This is a genomic window from Bradyrhizobium algeriense (assembly GCF_003062295.1).
In the GTDB taxonomy this organism is placed as follows: domain Bacteria; phylum Pseudomonadota; class Alphaproteobacteria; order Rhizobiales; family Xanthobacteraceae; genus Bradyrhizobium; species Bradyrhizobium algeriense.
Window position 1 is genome coordinate 159,282 of sequence record NZ_PYCN01000005.1, and the last position, 15,354, is coordinate 174,635.

Sequence of the window (15,354 nt, forward strand, 5' to 3'; positions counted from 1 at the left end):
CAACAGCCCTCTTGGATCGCTTTGGATTTGGGATGAAAAACGCCTCAACGCTCGAGCGACGCCTGCGGTCAGACCTGACCGGCGACGTCCTTTTCGACGCCTTCGACCGCGGCCGCTACGCCACCGACGCGTCGTTTTACCAGATCATGCCACTCGGGGTCGTGATCCCCCGTACCATCGATGAGGCGCTGCGCGCGCTTGCGATCACCCGCGACGACGGCCTGGTCGTCACTCCGCGCGGCGGCGGCACTTCGCAGTGTGGCCAGACGGTCAACGGCGGGATCGTCGTCGACTTCTCCAAGCACCTGAACCGCATCCTCTCGCTGGATGTCGAGAACCGTACCTGCGTGGTCGAGCCCGGCATCGTGCTCGACGATCTCAACCGCCAGCTCAAAAAGCACGGGCTCTGGTTTCCGGTCGACGTCTCCACCGCCTCGCGCGCCACCATCGGCGGCATGGCCGGCAACAATTCCTGCGGCGGCCGTTCGCTGCGCTACGGCACCATGCGCGACAACACGCTATCGATGGATGCGGCGCTGGCCGACGGCACGCTTCTGCATTTCGGCGAGGTCCCGCGGGATCTGGCGCGGGTGAACTCGCCCCAGAGCGGGCTTGCGCTATTCCGTGACATGCTCGATCTCGGCGAGCGCGAGGCCGCCGAGATATCGGAGCGGTTTCCAAAGGTGCAGCGCCGCGTCGGCGGCTACAATCTCGACGCGCTGGTGCCGCGCAACGCGCCGAACAACATGGCGCATCTGCTGGTCGGCTCCGAGGGGACGCTGGCCTTCACCACGCAGGTCGAACTCAAGCTGTGGCCTGTCATCCGCAACAAGGTGCTGGGTGTCTGCCATTTCGGCAGTTTTTACGAGGCGATGGATGCGGCGCAACATCTGGTGAAGCTGCGTCCGATCGCGGTGGAACTGGTTGATCGCACCATGATCGCGCTCGGGCGTGACATCGCGATGTTCCGGCCCGTAATCGAGGCGACCGTGCGCGGCGATCCGGATGCGCTGCTGATCGTCGAATTTGCGGAAGAGGATCAGCTCGACAATCTGCAAAAGCTAAAGCGGCTTTCCGAATTGATGGCAGACCTTGGCTTCGGCTGGAACCATCCGCAGCGCAAATGGGGTGGTGTGGTCGACGTCATAGAACCCGCGACGCAGACGGCAATCGCGGATTTCCGCACCTCCGGCCTCAACGTCATGATGTCGATGAAGCAGGAAGGAAAGCCGGTCTCCTTTGTCGAGGATTGCGCGGTGCCGCTGCCGCATCTCGCCGACTATACCGAACGGCTCAACGCCATCTTCGCCAGGCACGGCACGCGCGGCACCATGTATGCGCATGCGTCTGAAGGCTGCCTGCATGTGCGCCCTGTCCTCAATTTGAAGCTCGAAAAGGACGTCAAGGCGATGCGGGCCATCGCCGAAGAAACGTTCGAGATGGTGCGCGAATACAAGGGCTCGCACTCCGGCGAGCATGGCGACGGGCTGGTTCGTTCCGAATTTCACGAGGCGATGTTCGGCTCCCGCATCGTTGCGGATTTCCGGGAGGTCAAGCAGCGCTTCGATCCGGACAATCTGCTCAATCCCGGCAAGATCGTCGATCCGCCCAAAATGGACGATCGTTCGCTGTTTCGTTATCGGCCGGACTATCGCATAGATGAGCTGAAGACCGTGCTCGACTGGTCGGCCTATCCCGGCGCCGGCGGCGGCTTTCAGGGCGCCGTCGAGATGTGCAACAACAACGGCGCCTGCCGGAAGCTCGAGGGCGGCGTGATGTGTCCGTCCTATCGCGCGACCCGCAACGAAAAGGACGTCACGCGAGGCCGCGCCAATACGCTGCGGCTGGCGATCTCGGGCCAGCTCGGGCCGGATGCCCTGGCCTCCGACGAGATGATGGATACGCTCAAACTCTGCGTGTCCTGCAAGGCTTGCCGTCATGAATGCCCGACCGGCGTCGACATGGCCAAGATGAAGATCGAGGTGCTGGCTGCGCGCGCGGAGAAACATGGGCTTTCGCTACGCGACCGGTTGGTCGGCTATCTGCCGCGCTATGCGGATCTCGCCTCCCGCTTCGCTCCCCTCGCCAACTGGCGCAACAACAGTCCGTTGCTGCGTGCACTGTTCGAGAAGTTGGCCGGCATCAGCGCGAAGCGCGCCCTGCCCGCGTTCCGCCGCGATGTGTTCAAGGCCGGCGCCGAGGTCTTCGGTGCCGCCGACGGCCATGAGGTCGTGCTGTTCGCCGATACCTTCAACCGCGCCTATGAGCGCGAGAATCTCGATGCCGCCTTGCGGGTTTTGGTTGAAGGCGGATATCGCGTGCATATGCCAAGACCTGTCGACCGCGCCCGTCCGCTGTGTTGCGGGCGGACATTCCTCTCAGCCGGCCTGGTCGAACAGGCGCGCCGCGAACTGGATCGTCTGGTGGTGACTTACGCCCCATTCGCCGCGCGCGGCGTGCCGATCGTGGGGCTGGAGCCGAGCTGTCTGCTGACGCTTCGCGACGAGCTGCTCTCGCTGCGCTCGGACAAAGACGCAAAGACCGTCAGCGCACACGCATTGCTGTTCGAGGAGTTTCTGGTTGGCGAGGCGGAAGCCGGCCGCCTGAAACTGCCACTCGGCGCCATGCCGGCGAAAGCGCTGGTTCACGGCCACTGCCATCAAAAATCATTCGGCGCGTTCAAGCCGGTCGAAAAAATACTTCGCCTCATTCCCGATCTCAGTGTCGAAACCATCGAATCCAGTTGTTGCGGCATGGCCGGCGCGTTCGGCTACGCCGCCGACACCTATCAAGCCTCGATGGAGATGGCCGAGCTGTCGCTGCTGCCGGCGGTACGCCAAGCCGACGTGTCCACGCTGATCGTCGCCGACGGCACCTCCTGCCGGCACCAGATCAAGGATGGCACGAACCGTGCAGCGCTGCACGTCGCCCAGGTGCTCGCGATGAGCCTCGACAGCGCGCGGCCCAACCAGTAATCCCCACTCAATCGCAAAGGAACTTATTCATGGCCGAACTTACCCTCGACGTCGCCCGCAAGATTCTCGATGCCGCCCTTGCCAAGGGCGTCGAGAAGAAACTGAAGCCGCTGGTCATCACCATTCTGGATGCCCGCGGCTGTGTGAAGGTCACGGCGGCGCAGGATGGCACCAGCCTGATGCGGGCCGAGATCGCGCACGGCAAGGCTTATGGCGCGCTCGCGATGGGCATGGGGTCGCGGGCGTTGTTCCAGCGCGCGCAGGAGCAGGCCTACTTCGTCAGTGCGGTGAACACGATGGCCCAAGGCCGCCTTGTGCCGGTGCCCGGCGGCGTGCTGATCCAGGGCGATGGAGGCCTGCTCGGCGCCGTCGGCGTCAGCGGCGACACGTCCGACAATGACGAGGCTTGCGCGGTCGCTGGCATCGAAGCCGCCGGACTGAAAGCGAATGTGGGGTAAACGTCTTCTACGCCCCCGATTGATCTTGGCTGACTGCCTCGTGCGTTGATGGCAAGAACCAGCGGTCGAGCAGCGTCTCAACCTCGGGCCGTGTCAGATCTCGATCGCGGCCGGGATCTGTCCCACGTTGGTTTCCTCGATCATACAAGGCCGCCAGCCGCGCAGCGCCGAGGACGTTGCTCGTATTTGCCCTTCTCCAATTCAAGATAAGAACGGACGCCTCTTCGGGAACCTCGTCATTGGAACTCGTTTCGGATGTAGAAAGCCGACTTGGCAACTACACATGCGTATTGTAGTTTATCGGCGGCGCTTCCTTGGCGGGGACAAGTCATGATCGAAGCCATTTTGCTGATTGTCGGCGCATACATCATCACGGCCGAAATTGTTCGACGGTGGCGCGAGGCCGCCGAACGCGCGAAGTCGAGGAATAACCGCGCATAAGGGCTGCCTCGGTCGTGTCCATGGAGGCTATGGAACCGTCCTATCGAGCTATTTGCCCGGCCATGACGGCTTGCGCTTTTCGCCGAACGCCTTGAGGCCCTCCTTGGCGTCTTCCGTCATCGCCAGCAGCGCGATCTGGCTTTCGGTATAGGCGATGCTCTCGTCGAACGACATCGAGGCGATCGCCCGCATCGCATATTTGCCGCGCCGGATCGCCGTCGGCGACTTGTCGACGATGCGGCTGATCAGCCAATCGACCTTGGCGTCCAGTTCAGCCGAGGGCACCACGTAGTTCAGGAGTCCAGCCGCCTGCGCGGTATGCGCGTCGAACGGTTCGCCGGTCAGCGACCACTCGCTGACCAGCCGCCTCGGTGCGATCGACTGCAACAGGCTCAGCACCTGCATCGGGAACACGCCGACCTTCACTTCGGGTAGGCCAAAAATCACATGATCGGCGGCGACCGCCATGTCGGTCATGCACAACAGTCCCATGCCGCCGGCCATGCAGACGCCGCCGACGCGGGCGATCGCGGGCTTGGTGGCGTTCTGCGACAGCCGCAGCAGATCGGCGTAATCGACATTAGGCCGGGAATAATCCATCGCGAAGGCAGCGCCGCTGTTCTGCAGGTCGGCACCCGCGCAAAACGCCTTGTCGCCCGCGCCCGTCAGCACGATAACGCGGACCTCCTTGTCGTCATGCGCTTCGCGATAGCCGCGGGCGATGCCGGCGACCACATCGGCATTGATGGCGTTGCGCTTGTCGGGCCGATTGATGGTAATCCAGAACGCCTGTCCGCGCTTTTCGCGTATCACGCTGCTCGTGTCGGTCATTGTCCTGCTCGCCTGGTTTGCCGTTGCACGGCAAGCATTTGCGGCAGGATGGCAGCGGACTGCAAGCGGGAATTAGCCGGCGGGCGCAGCCTTCTTCACCCAGACCTTGTTGTCATGGAATGCCGCGCCACCGACGGGAGCAACAGCCTCAGCTCCGGTCAGCATGTTGATGCCGCGGCCGCCGATATGCGCCTTGTTTGGATGGATGGATTCGGCGATCAGCACGCCGCGGCGCACCCCGTCAAACAGTTTCACGGTCAGCGTGGTTTCGCCCCGCATGTTGCCGAGCGTCACGGCATCGCCATCGGCAATCGAAAGGCTTGAGGCGTCTTCGGGGTGCATCATCACCGTCGGCGCACCCTCGCGAGCCTGCGATCCCGGCGTCTCGTTGAAACTGGTGTTGAGGTAGCTGCGCGACGGCGAAGTGGCGAGGCGGAACGGATGTTTCTCATCCGCCTCCTCGATGATCGTCCAGTGATCGGGCAACGAGGGCATCTCGGCCCAGGGACCCAGGCCCGGATTGCCGACGGGCGGGTGCGCCCAGTCGGCCTTGAAGTGGAACTTCTTGTCCGCGTGCGCGAAGCCGTCGAGATAATGTGAGGTGCGGAAATCCGGCTGGATATCGCGCCACAAATCCGCTTCCAGCGTTTCGATATCGCCGTGGCCGCTCTTCTTCAGCGTCGCGTCGATCAGCTCGCGCGGCGTCATCTCAAACCCGGGGTGAACGGCGTTGAGCCGGCGGCCGAGGCCTTGCAGCACTTCATGGTTGGAACGGCACTCGCCGGGCGGATCGACCAGCTTGGCGCCGACCGAAATATGCTGGTGCCCGCCGCCGTAATAGAGGTCGTCGTGTTCCATGAACATCGTTGCCGGAAGCACGATGTCGGCCATGACGGCCGTCTCGGTCATGAACTGCTCATGCACCGCGACGAACAAATCCTCGCGCGCGAAGCCCTGACGCACGAGTGCCTGTTCAGGCGCCACCGTCACCGGGTTGGTATTCTGGATCAGCATCGCCTTGACCGGCGGCCCACCCTTCAAGGCTTCGGCGTCGCCGGTCAGGATACGCCCGATCAGGGACTGATCGAGCCAGCGGGTTGTGCTGTCGATTGCGTCATGCCCCTCGATGATGGATTCGTCGAACTTCCAGATCGAAGCATTGTTGAAGAAGGCGCCGCCACCTTCATACTGCCAGGCGCCAGTCACCGCCGGGATGCACAGCGCTGCATGCATCTGTGCCGCACCGTTGCGGCTGCGGGTAAAGCCGTAGCCGAGGCGGAAGAACGAACGTTTGGTTTGGCCGACAACGCGCGCGAATGCCTCGATCTCTTCCACCGGCACACCCGAGATCGCTGAAGCCCATTCCGGTGTGCGGGTCTTAAGGTGCGCCTCGAGTTCGTCAGGACAATCGGTGTAGCGATCCATATAGGCGCGATCCGCGTAACCCTCGCGGAACAACACGTTCATGACGCCGCAAGCGAAGGCGCCATCGGTACCCGGCCGGAGCAGTATCTTGATATCGGCCTGCTTCATCGTATCGTTGTTGTAGACATCGATCGCCGCGATCTTCGCGCCGCGCTCCTTGCGGGCGCGCGAGGCGTGGGTCATCACGTTGACCTGGGTATTCACCGGGTTGGTGCCCCAGATCACAACGAGATCGGAGACCCCCATCTCGCGCGGGTCGACGCCAGCGATCTTGCCAGTGCCGATGGCAAACCCGATGCGCGCGATGGTCGCACAGATGGTGCCGTAGAAACGGGAATACTTCTTCACATGCGCGAGGCGATTGATGCCGTCGCGCATCACGAGCCCCATGGTGCCGGCGTAGTAATAGGGCCAGACAGACTGAGCGCCGAATTCACGCTCGGCCTGATCGAAACGCGCGGCGATTTCGTCCAGCGCTTCATTCCAGGAAATTCGCGCGAACTGGCCGGAGCCTTTGGGTCCGGTGCGGCGCATCGGGTAGAGTAGCCGATCGGAATGATGAATGCGCTCGGCGTAGCGCGCGACCTTGGCGCAGACGACACCGGCGGTATAGGTCTGCAGCTTGGAGCCCCGAACCCGGCCGATCGAACGGCCCTCGATCACCTCGATGTCGAGCGCACAGGCCGACGGACAATCGTGCGGACAGGTGGAGTGGCGGATAGCGACCTTGGCATGCTGGTTCATGCGTTTCTAGGTAACATCAAACGCCGCGGTCGCCGAGAGGGTTTGTCCGGCAGTACACCTGCAAAAACGGCCTTTAGCTATGCATCAGGCGCCCAAATAGGCGCCGCCATTGGTGTGGATGGCCTGCCCGTTGATGTAGCGCGCGCCGGGCCCGCACAGAAAACGCACGGTTGCGGCGACGTCTTCCGGCATGCCCCGATTGCCGGTGATGGTCTGGTGAGTCAAATGATGCGCCGGCTCCGGTCTGTCCTTGGGCCGTGGCGTGCCGATCAGCCCGGGAACCACGCAGTTCACGGTGATGCCGTCATCGGCAAGATCGTGGGCCAGCGCCCGCGTCAGGCCGATGATGCCGGCCTTCGCCGTCACCACATGCGCGCGGTTCTTCGCGCCCGTATGCGCGCTGAGGCCGCCGATATTGACGATGGCCCCCGCGCCCGACCTGCGCAGCGCCGGCAAGCAGGCTTTTACGCAGAGGAACGCGCCGTCGAGCGTAACGTCGAGGATTTCGCGCCACGCCGCATAGCTCATCTCGGCGAACGGCTTCTCGCGCCGCAGCGCCGCGTTGTTGACGAGGATATCAATACGGCCGAATTGCTTGACGGCCGCATCCGCCATTGCCTGCACCGCCACAGCGTCGGCGACGTCCCCGATATGAACCAGCGCCTTGCCGCCCGCGGCTTCGATCTCGCGGGCGACGGCGTCCACCTCGGCGCGGTTGCTGCGTGCATTGACCACGATTGACGCGCCACCCTCCGCCAGCGTCAGCGCGATCGCGCGGCCGATGTTGCGGCCTGCGCCGGTGACGATCGCGACCTTGCCGGCGAGTTCCTGGGTCATGAGTCGCTACCCGCGCAATGAGGAAAGATCGATACGGCCATTATATAGCCCCGCCATCAGTTTCAACGCCGCATCGCTTTGTGCAGCGCTCCAGCCGCCGTGCTCGCCATTGAGCAAAAACTTGTCGGTCACATCCTGCCGCGTCAGTGGCTCCTGCGCGCCGCCCCGCAGATATGGCCGCCGCTCTTCCACCACGCTGCCATCCCTGAGGGTGGCGCGGATGTGGCCGGTGTAATTGTTCGGATAGGGGTTGTGCGGATCGATCACGAACTTCACCTTGGCGGCGAGTGCCAGCACGCGCGGATCGCGGATCGCATTTTCGGTGAACGCGCCAAGCCCGACGCCGCCATGCACGAAGCCGGTAGCCAGCAGATAAGGCACCGCGAATTTGGCGGCATAGCCGTTGCGCGGACGTTGCTTGTCGGCCAGCGGCTCCCATAGCCGGTGCACCGTCCCCTCCGCCACCTCGCAGACGATCTCGGCGACGTTCTCCGGCTCGATACCCCGCGCAGCCAGCCGGCGCGCGCAATCGATATAGGGCTGCGCCATGGTCCCGCATGGATAAGGCTTGAACGCCAGCGTATCCGTCACCCAGCGCGTGCCAAAATCGCCGGTCAGCGCGTCATAATCGCCCTCCGTGGTGTGCGCGAAGCCGTGGAACAGCCCGTGCACGCCCTCGAACACCGTGCGCGGGCCAACGAACCCTGCCCGTGCCAACAGCGCCGCGCGGATACCCGATTGCGCCGCCCATCCGGCATGCAGACGTTTGGTCCAGGCGCCTTCCGCAAGATATTCGATGATGCCGCCGGCCATGCTGCCGGCGACGCCGAGCGCATCGACGATCTGCCTGGCATTGAGGCCGAGTGACGCACCGACACCGGCAGCCGCGCCCATCGCGCCGAAGATTGCCGTCGGATGAAAGCCGGCCTTATGGACGGCTTTCGGCACCACGAGGCTCAACCGGCACAGCACTTCGGTACCGACGGCGATCCCGATCAGCGCCATGCGACCGTCAGGATTATGCCGCTCGCAGGCGGCGAGCACCGCCGGCACGATCACGGCGCCGGCATGCACCGGGCCGCCCTCAAAAGTGTCGTCGAAATCCTCGCCATGCGCGGCCGTGCCGTTGACGAAGGCGGCGCCCGCCGCATTCAGGGTGCGCTTGTGCCCGATCGCCGTGCAGGGACCATCATCGTCGTAACCCGCCAACGCGCTTCTGACGTAGTCCTCGTTGCGCGCGGTGACGCATAGCCCGACCACGTCGATCAGCAGCTCCTCGCATTTGCCCACGGTTGCGGCCGGCAATGCGCCGCCCTGCAGTGCGACGATCTTTTCGGCCAGTGTTTCAGCGACCGAAGTCTCAGGCAGTCCGGAGGCCATAGCGGTCAAATGCGGAAGATTTTTGTGTAGCGCGCCTTGATCGACTCGCTCTCCTTCTCCACCGCCGCGGCGTCGTCCTTCATGGTCTTGATGTCCTTGAGCGACTTGCGCCCCGCCTTCTCGACGGTTTGAGAATGCACCGAGCGGAGGCCGCCGACATCGACTATGAGCTGCTGCGCCTCCCGGCTGAGACTGAACGACTGAAACAGCCTTGCCGCGTTCGGATTGGGCGCATCCTTGAAGACGCCGTTCGGTCCGATGATCAGCGGCGACCCTTCCGTGGCGTAGACCGGCTCGACCGGACGGCCCGCCTCCTTCATCTGGAAGATGTTGTATTCGTTGCCGTCCGCCATCACCGCGCGCTCGCCGAGATCGAGCTTCTTCGGCGGATCGGCCGACGACTGCACCTGCATGATGTTCTGCTTGGCAAGCTGTTCGAAGAAGCTCCAGCCGAGATCGCGTTGCATCTGGTAGGTCGCGGTCATGATGGTGCCGCTGTAGCCCGGATGTGCCTTGACGATCTTGCCCTTCCATTTGGGGTCGAGCAGATCGGCAAAACTCTTCGGCGCGTCCTCCGCCTTCACCAGATTGGTGTTGTAGGCGATGATGCTGAGCCAGACGCGGAAGCTGGCAAACTGGCCGTCCGGGTCCTTGTGCTCGGCCGGATAATATTTTGCGACCTCCTCCGGCACGTAAGGCGCCAGAACGCCGTCGCGTTTCCAGACGATGAAATGCGCGGCATCGGACGAGTTCACGATATCGACGGCATGGATGTTGCTGGAATATTCCTGGCCGATACGCTGGAACACGCGCTCCGCGCCGGTGCGTTCGACGCGGACGGCGATACCAGGGTATTTCGCCTCGAACGCCTTGGCCAGCTTCTCCGCGACCGGCAAATCGGTCGAGGTGTAATATATGACCTTGCCTTCTTTCTTCGCCGCTTCGATCAAAGCGGGCGTCACCGCTTCCGGCGGCGGCGCAGCGGCCATCACGCGCGTGGAGAATGCTGCGCCTGCGAGAGCAGCACCGGCGCCAGCCAGCACATGGCGGCGTGAAATCCCTGGGTGTTTCATGTTTTCGAATCCCCGCGCTGTCGGCGAAGTTAGATACCCCTGATCCCCCGCATTATTCCTATGGATGGCCCGCTGTCCATCGCCGGTAGCGCCTGGCGATGGCCGCTAAGCCTAAATGCTACTGCGCGGGACAGGCCGCGCCGGTCTTCACCCAAGCTTCGACCAGGGCACCGGCCTGCTTTTGCGTCCCCGGCGCGGGGCTGCGGCCTCCGCCGGGGACCCAGGCCCAACCAACCAGCGTGTCTTCGCCGATATGATGGATGAGTTCCTCGACCTTGCGTCCACCGTTGCGTGCGGGGTCCTTGAGCTGCGCGCAGATTTCGGCAACCGTCTTGCCCTCCCACGCCATTTCGCGCGGCGCTAGATGCCATTCCGGATGGCCCGGCATGCGGCCGGGTTCGAAGTTCGCATGCTTGTGACAACTCGAGCAGCGCATCGCCGGAAGGCCATGACCGTCCGCGCCGCGCGTGACCGGCGGTTGGTGCAGCCGGCCCTCGTCGCCTTGCCGCGGCCGATCGGTTGCGGGATGGCAATTCGTGCAGCGCGGATGGGTCAGCACCTTGCCCAGTTCGGTAAACATGGCCGCCGATCGCGCATCCGTATCCGATATCGACGCGAAGCTTTCCGGGCTTGCAAGCGATTGCGGTGCGGTTTGGGAAATGGCGTAACCGGTAAACATGCTCGCCGCGATCGCAAGCACGGCGACAGCAAGCTGAAACCGCAATTCCGATTTCATGTCGATTGCCCCCGGCGTTCGCTTACTGGTTGGCCACGAGATAGCGCCTGGAATCTGCGAGGATCACATCCCGCACGGCTTCGTGGTATTTGATGTAGCCGGTGCAGCGGCAGATATGGCCATCGAGCGCCTCAGTGATGGTGTTTTCGAGATCAGCGCGCTTCACGGGCGCCTTTGCCAGACGCTCCAGCAGAACCTGGCCCTCATTGAGGAAGCCCGCGGTGCAATAGCCGCACTGGAAGGCGAAGTGCCGGATGAAGGCCTTTTGCAGCGCCGTTAGTTCGTCGCCCTTCGCATGTCCTTCGACGGTGCGGATGGTCTTGCCGTCAAAACTTGCCGCCGAGGCGACACAGGTTGGGCTGGTGTAGCTCGTGCCATCGGGATCGTCGACGATCACGGCGCAACTCAGGCACTGCGCAGCTCCACAGCCGAACTTGGTGCCGGTCATGCCGAGATACTCGCGCAAAAAATCATTCATCGAAAGTTCGTCGCGCACCTCCACCGGCCCGTGCGCCCGGCCATTGATCGTGAGGCTCAATTTGGTCACGCCAAAACTCCCTTGAGCAGGTTTGCCGTCACCGGCAGGGACTGAAACCGGCGGCCGGTCGCGTCGAAAATCGCGTTCAGGATGGCGGGCACCACCGGAACCATGACGACTTCCGCCATGCCCTTCGGCGGCTCATCCGGGGTCAGCGGCGGCAGCATTTCGATTTCGAGGTCATGCAGCGGCAGGTCCGATCCGCGCGCGACGAGGTATTGCCCGAGATTCCACCGGCCGTTGCCGGGGCCGCCTTCAAAGGGCGGCAGCGTCTCCAGCAAGGCATAGCTGACACCCATCGCGAAGCCGCCTTGCGCCTGCCCCATCACCACCTCGGGCACGAGCGCCTGGCCGCATTCGAATACGCTATAGGCCTTGGCGATGCGCAGCGCGCCGGTCGCGCGCTCGATCTCGATACGGACCAGCGTGCCGCACATCGAGGTATAGCTGGTGCCGATCCGGTTGTTGTCGGTCGGCGGGAATTTGACGCTGACGCGGTTGATGCGCTCGAACTTGCCGTTGCCCCTGCGCAAGGCCAGCGCGTCGATATCGGCGCGATATTGTTCGCCAAAAAGGGGAAAACGCGCGCGCGACCATGCCCAGCGGGAAAAGCTGTGGGCCACGGCCCCGGTCACGAGGTTGCGCGCATGCGCTCTTGCGGCGAGGGCCGGCAGCGGCAATGGCGCAAGACCGGGCACGACGAGATGCCCGTCCTTCCATTGCGCCTTCGCCCAATCCTTTGCGCGCGGATCATTCGGCGCGATGCGCCATAGTTCCAGCGCCGCCGGCCACAGGCCGAAACGGAAGATGACGCGCGCGGCTTCGGCAACCGAGTGGGTACCGACATGCGCGCCGATCGAGGCACTGGTCGCCGAGCTGATGGCGGGCACCCAGCGCGGATTTTTCTCCGCGGCGTCCTGTGTCTTCTGGTCCATCGTGTAGGGATCACCCGATGTGACCAATCCGAGGGCGTCGTAGGTGTCGACACGCGCCACCGAGACTTCGTCAGCGACCACACCGAGATGGATCGCGACCCGGTTGGCAAGCGCGGTGCCGATGCCGTTGCCCATCTCGGTATGATCGCTATAGATCGTGATCTTGCCGTCGGGAGACAGCTCGACACGCCCCAGCGAACAATCGGCGCCGGTGCCATAGTCCTTGGTCACACACGCAACACCGGTACCGACGAGCATGCCCTGCGCCGCGGCGGATTTCTGCTGCGCGCGTTGCTGCCAGATCGGATGCTTCTCGAGCTTATCCAGGATTTCAGTGGTGCGGACCGAAACGCCGTAGGGATTACCGGTCATGGTCCGGCCCTTGGGCGCGAGCGCATTGCGTCGCCGGAACTCGATTGGATCAAGCGGCAAGGCAGCCGCCACTTCGTCAACCAGCGCCTCCAGCGCCGTCATCGTCTGCAGCGTGCCGTAACCGCGCATCGATCCCGCGGTCACGCCGCGTGAATGAACGGCGACCGTGGTCACGTCGACCTTCGGCACATCATAGATGCCGATCGCGGCGGTCGCGCCGACGGTTGCCACATTGACCGAGAAATTGGCCAGGCCGCCGCCATCGAGAACGTGGTCGGCAGCGAAAGCCTGAATTTTTCCGCTTCCCCGGTCGACCCCGATCCACGACCGCATCTTGAAGGCGTGGCGCTTGATGCCGCCCTGAAACTGCTGATAGCGGTCATGTGCCAGCCGCACGGGATGACCGGGGAAGAACATCGCCGCCAGCGCCACATACAGCACGAACGGCGTGTGATCGCGGCCGCCGAAGCCGCCGCCCATATAGGTGAACTGGGTATTGATCCGCGCCGGCTTGAAGGGAGCGCGGGCCTCGCCAAGCAGATGCGCGATCGACTCCGCCGCCTCATAGGGCGACTGCACGCCAAGCACAAGCTCGAGGCTTGCGCTGTTCCTGCTGTACCACGCGAGGCCGGTCTCCGGTTCGAGAAACATCGGATCAACCGATTGCGTCTCGAATTCGCGATCGAGCACCAAGAGATTCGGATTTTTGGCCGCCAGTTCAGCCCGGATCCGCTCGCCATGGGTCGCGGCCTTGGCGTAGGCGGCCTCGGTGTCCTTTGCGGCCGGCGACCATATCGGAAGCGGTGCGTTCTGTGACCGTCCCGGGCTGACCCAGCCGGCCAGGATCGGTGAATAGACGTCAGGCGCGTCCGGCGTTGCACCGGCCACGCGCGTAAAACGATAGGCGCCGTAGGCCGGCATGGCGACGGGGCCGGTTTCCTCGCCGAACCTCACGAACGTTCCATCGCGCAATGCGAGGCGCGCCTGATCGAAGGCGTCGAACGTCTCGAATATCAACAGCCCGACGGGCTGCCCCAGATAGAGCGGTGTCTTGCCAAGCGGACAGAACAGGTCGCCAGTATAAAATTCGGGAACGCGGGCGCCGATCTTGTCGAGATCGGCTGATGTCACCACGACCGACGGTTTCATCGCGCCGCCAAGCCGCGCGAGATCCATTCCGAGATAGACGTGTGTCGCATCCGGCGCGCGGATCAGCATCGCGTGCGAGGTATTGGCCGGCCAGCCCGGAAGATCGGCGGCGCGGACGTCGGATGCGTAGAGCTTCGCGCCGGTTACCTTGGCCGTGCCATCGACCCGGCCCGCGCCATCGGCGGCCGGGTTCCAGTTCGAGCGCCCCGGAAGCGACGCGCGCGGGGGCAAGGAGGCCGCGTCCGCCGACCCCAAACGCGACAGGCTGAGCGCGATGCCGCCCGCCGATACCCAATTCAGAAACTCGCGTCGCGAAGGCCGCATGCTCTCAACCTTTTGCCCGAACTACTTCAGATCGGCGATGGTCGCAGGCCCCGGCCCCGGCGTGACCAGTGTCGGCCACTGCTTCGAGCCAAAGGGAACGACGGGCGGCAGGAACGGTGTCATGCCGCGCTTGCCGGTCTCGGCGATGATCGCGGCACGCGCATCGCCACCCATCAGTTCGTAATCCATCAGATGGTAATTGCCGAAGAACAGCGCCCCGACGGAGCGGTCGGCGATGATGCGGGTCAGCGATTCCAGCATGTCCGCAGGCGTGGTCGTGAAGGAAATCGTCTCGATCAATAACAGGCGGTTATTGATGGCGTCGGGGCCGAAGAATTGCGCCAGCACGCTGAACAGCACGTTGTTCTGGCGCGCGACGTAGATCGTGTTGCTGGCGGCATAGGTCTTGTCCCAGTCGGCGCCGAGCTGCTTCTTCCATTCGGCTAGCACCGTCATCCAGTGAGCGACCTGCGTCTGGGCCGCCCAGGCGACGTTCTTGGCCAGATATGGCGCCTGCTTCTTGCCGAAAGCTTCGAGCGCCGCGAAAGGAATGACGCCCCTGGCAACGCATTCGTCCATGAAGGCGATGTTGTTCTGCAGGATGGTGCGGTTGTTGTCGCGCCAGTCCGGCTCCATCGGTGTCGCATCGAGGCCGTCGAGCGCCGACTGCATGCGGCTGCGATAGGCCAGCATCGAGCTGCGCCAGGACTTGTCATCGGCATTATCGATGTAGGGACCGACGACCTGGGCCAACGCCATCGTGCTGTGGCCGACGGACTTGAGCAATTGATACACGATCGGCACCTGCGGCGCGTCGATCGGCGCCATGCCCGGTCGATAGAGGATCATCCGGCCGCCGGCGCCTGAGAACAGGCCCAGGATCACCGGATGCCTGCTCAGGATGTTCTTCTGGAAAACCTTTGCTGCATCGCCATAGAGCTCGAACATGCCGGTGTTGAGCGCCAGCATATTCCTGGTCGCGACATCCGAGGGCGTTGCGGCGGTCTTGCCTGATATCGGCGCCATGTAAGCAGGAAGTGTCTGGGCGCCGGCAACGGTCCCGCCGGAGACCATGATTACAGCAATGGCCAGACTGGTGCAGATCCTCATGGCGCGTTCCTTGTAGTCGACCTGAA

General features: G+C 63.6%; 10 protein-coding genes and 1 pseudogene. 2 read left to right on the forward strand and 9 right to left on the reverse strand.

The genetic code is table 11. The annotated features are described in order from the left end of the window. Positions 1-32 precede the first annotated feature (32 nt). Both C7G61_RS13685 and C7G61_RS13690 read left to right on the forward strand, forming a co-directional pair. A pseudogene (locus tag C7G61_RS13685) lies at positions 33-3,009 on the forward strand (FAD-binding and (Fe-S)-binding domain-containing protein); the annotation flags it as partial. Then, positions 3,005-3,433, forward strand: a complete 429-nt coding sequence (locus tag C7G61_RS13690) for a GlcG/HbpS family heme-binding protein (protein WP_108514755.1) — start codon at positions 3,005-3,007, stop codon at positions 3,431-3,433. The pseudogene C7G61_RS13685 and the gene C7G61_RS13690, both read left to right, overlap by 5 nt. Before the next feature lie 489 nt (positions 3,434-3,922). On the opposite strand, the gene C7G61_RS13695 is transcribed toward C7G61_RS13690, so the two are convergent. The 9 genes from C7G61_RS13695 to C7G61_RS13735 all read right to left on the reverse strand — a co-directional run bounded on the left by C7G61_RS13695 (position 3,923) and on the right by C7G61_RS13735 (position 15,328). Next, positions 3,923-4,705, reverse strand: coding sequence for an enoyl-CoA hydratase/isomerase family protein (locus C7G61_RS13695; protein ID WP_108514757.1), 783 nt, complete (start codon positions 4,703-4,705; stop codon positions 3,923-3,925). A 72-nt stretch (positions 4,706-4,777) separates the two neighbouring features. Then, on the reverse strand, positions 4,778-6,874 hold the full coding sequence (locus C7G61_RS13700) for a molybdopterin oxidoreductase family protein (RefSeq protein WP_108514759.1): 2,097 nt from the start codon (positions 6,872-6,874) through the stop codon (positions 4,778-4,780). Between the two features lie 84 nt (positions 6,875-6,958). Beyond that, a complete protein-coding gene (locus C7G61_RS13705) occupies positions 6,959-7,711 on the reverse strand; it encodes a 3-oxoacyl-ACP reductase family protein (RefSeq protein ID WP_108514762.1) in 753 nt (250 codons plus the stop codon). A gap of 6 nt (positions 7,712-7,717) precedes the next feature. Then, positions 7,718-9,091, reverse strand: coding sequence for an MmgE/PrpD family protein (locus C7G61_RS13710; RefSeq protein WP_108514765.1), 1,374 nt, complete (start codon positions 9,089-9,091; stop codon positions 7,718-7,720). 5 nt (positions 9,092-9,096) lie between these two features. Beyond that, positions 9,097-10,164: an ABC transporter substrate-binding protein gene (locus C7G61_RS13715; RefSeq protein ID WP_190241800.1), complete on the reverse strand. Its 1,068-nt coding sequence runs from the start codon at positions 10,162-10,164 to the stop codon at positions 9,097-9,099. A gap of 118 nt (positions 10,165-10,282) precedes the next feature. Beyond that, complete coding sequence (locus C7G61_RS13720) at positions 10,283-10,900, reverse strand: Isoquinoline 1-oxidoreductase subunit (protein WP_108514769.1); 618 nt, start codon at positions 10,898-10,900, stop codon at positions 10,283-10,285. Positions 10,901-10,922: 22 nt separating this feature from the next. Then, complete coding sequence (locus tag C7G61_RS13725; RefSeq protein ID WP_108514772.1) at positions 10,923-11,447, reverse strand: (2Fe-2S)-binding protein; 525 nt, start codon at positions 11,445-11,447, stop codon at positions 10,923-10,925. After that, complete coding sequence (locus C7G61_RS13730) at positions 11,444-14,218, reverse strand: xanthine dehydrogenase family protein molybdopterin-binding subunit (protein WP_108514774.1); 2,775 nt, start codon at positions 14,216-14,218, stop codon at positions 11,444-11,446. Before C7G61_RS13730 ends, C7G61_RS13725 begins: the two co-directional genes overlap by 4 nt. Before the next feature lie 21 nt (positions 14,219-14,239). After that, positions 14,240-15,328: a hypothetical protein gene (locus C7G61_RS13735; RefSeq protein WP_108514776.1), complete on the reverse strand. Its 1,089-nt coding sequence runs from the start codon at positions 15,326-15,328 to the stop codon at positions 14,240-14,242. Positions 15,329-15,354: the final 26 nt, after the last annotated feature.

What these genes read in the sequence shown, in the direction of transcription:
- C7G61_RS13690 (WP_108514755.1), top strand. Translation starts at nt 3,005, where the DNA reads ATGGCCGAACTTACCCTCGACGTCGCCCGCAAGATTCTCGATGCCGCC.
- C7G61_RS13695 (WP_108514757.1), bottom strand. Translation starts at nt 4,705, where the DNA reads ATGACCGACACGAGCAGCGTGATACGCGAAAAGCGCGGACAGGCGTTC.
- C7G61_RS13700 (WP_108514759.1), bottom strand. Translation starts at nt 6,874, where the DNA reads ATGAACCAGCATGCCAAGGTCGCTATCCGCCACTCCACCTGTCCGCAC.
- C7G61_RS13705 (WP_108514762.1), bottom strand. Translation starts at nt 7,711, where the DNA reads ATGACCCAGGAACTCGCCGGCAAGGTCGCGATCGTCACCGGCGCAGGC.
- C7G61_RS13710 (WP_108514765.1), bottom strand. Translation starts at nt 9,091, where the DNA reads ATGGCCTCCGGACTGCCTGAGACTTCGGTCGCTGAAACACTGGCCGAA.
- C7G61_RS13715 (WP_190241800.1), bottom strand. Translation starts at nt 10,164, where the DNA reads ATGAAACACCCAGGGATTTCACGCCGCCATGTGCTGGCTGGCGCCGGT.
- C7G61_RS13720 (WP_108514769.1), bottom strand. Translation starts at nt 10,900, where the DNA reads ATGAAATCGGAATTGCGGTTTCAGCTTGCTGTCGCCGTGCTTGCGATC.
- C7G61_RS13730 (WP_108514774.1), bottom strand. Translation starts at nt 14,218, where the DNA reads ATGCGGCCTTCGCGACGCGAGTTTCTGAATTGGGTATCGGCGGGCGGC.
- C7G61_RS13735 (WP_108514776.1), bottom strand. Translation starts at nt 15,328, where the DNA reads ATGAGGATCTGCACCAGTCTGGCCATTGCTGTAATCATGGTCTCCGGC.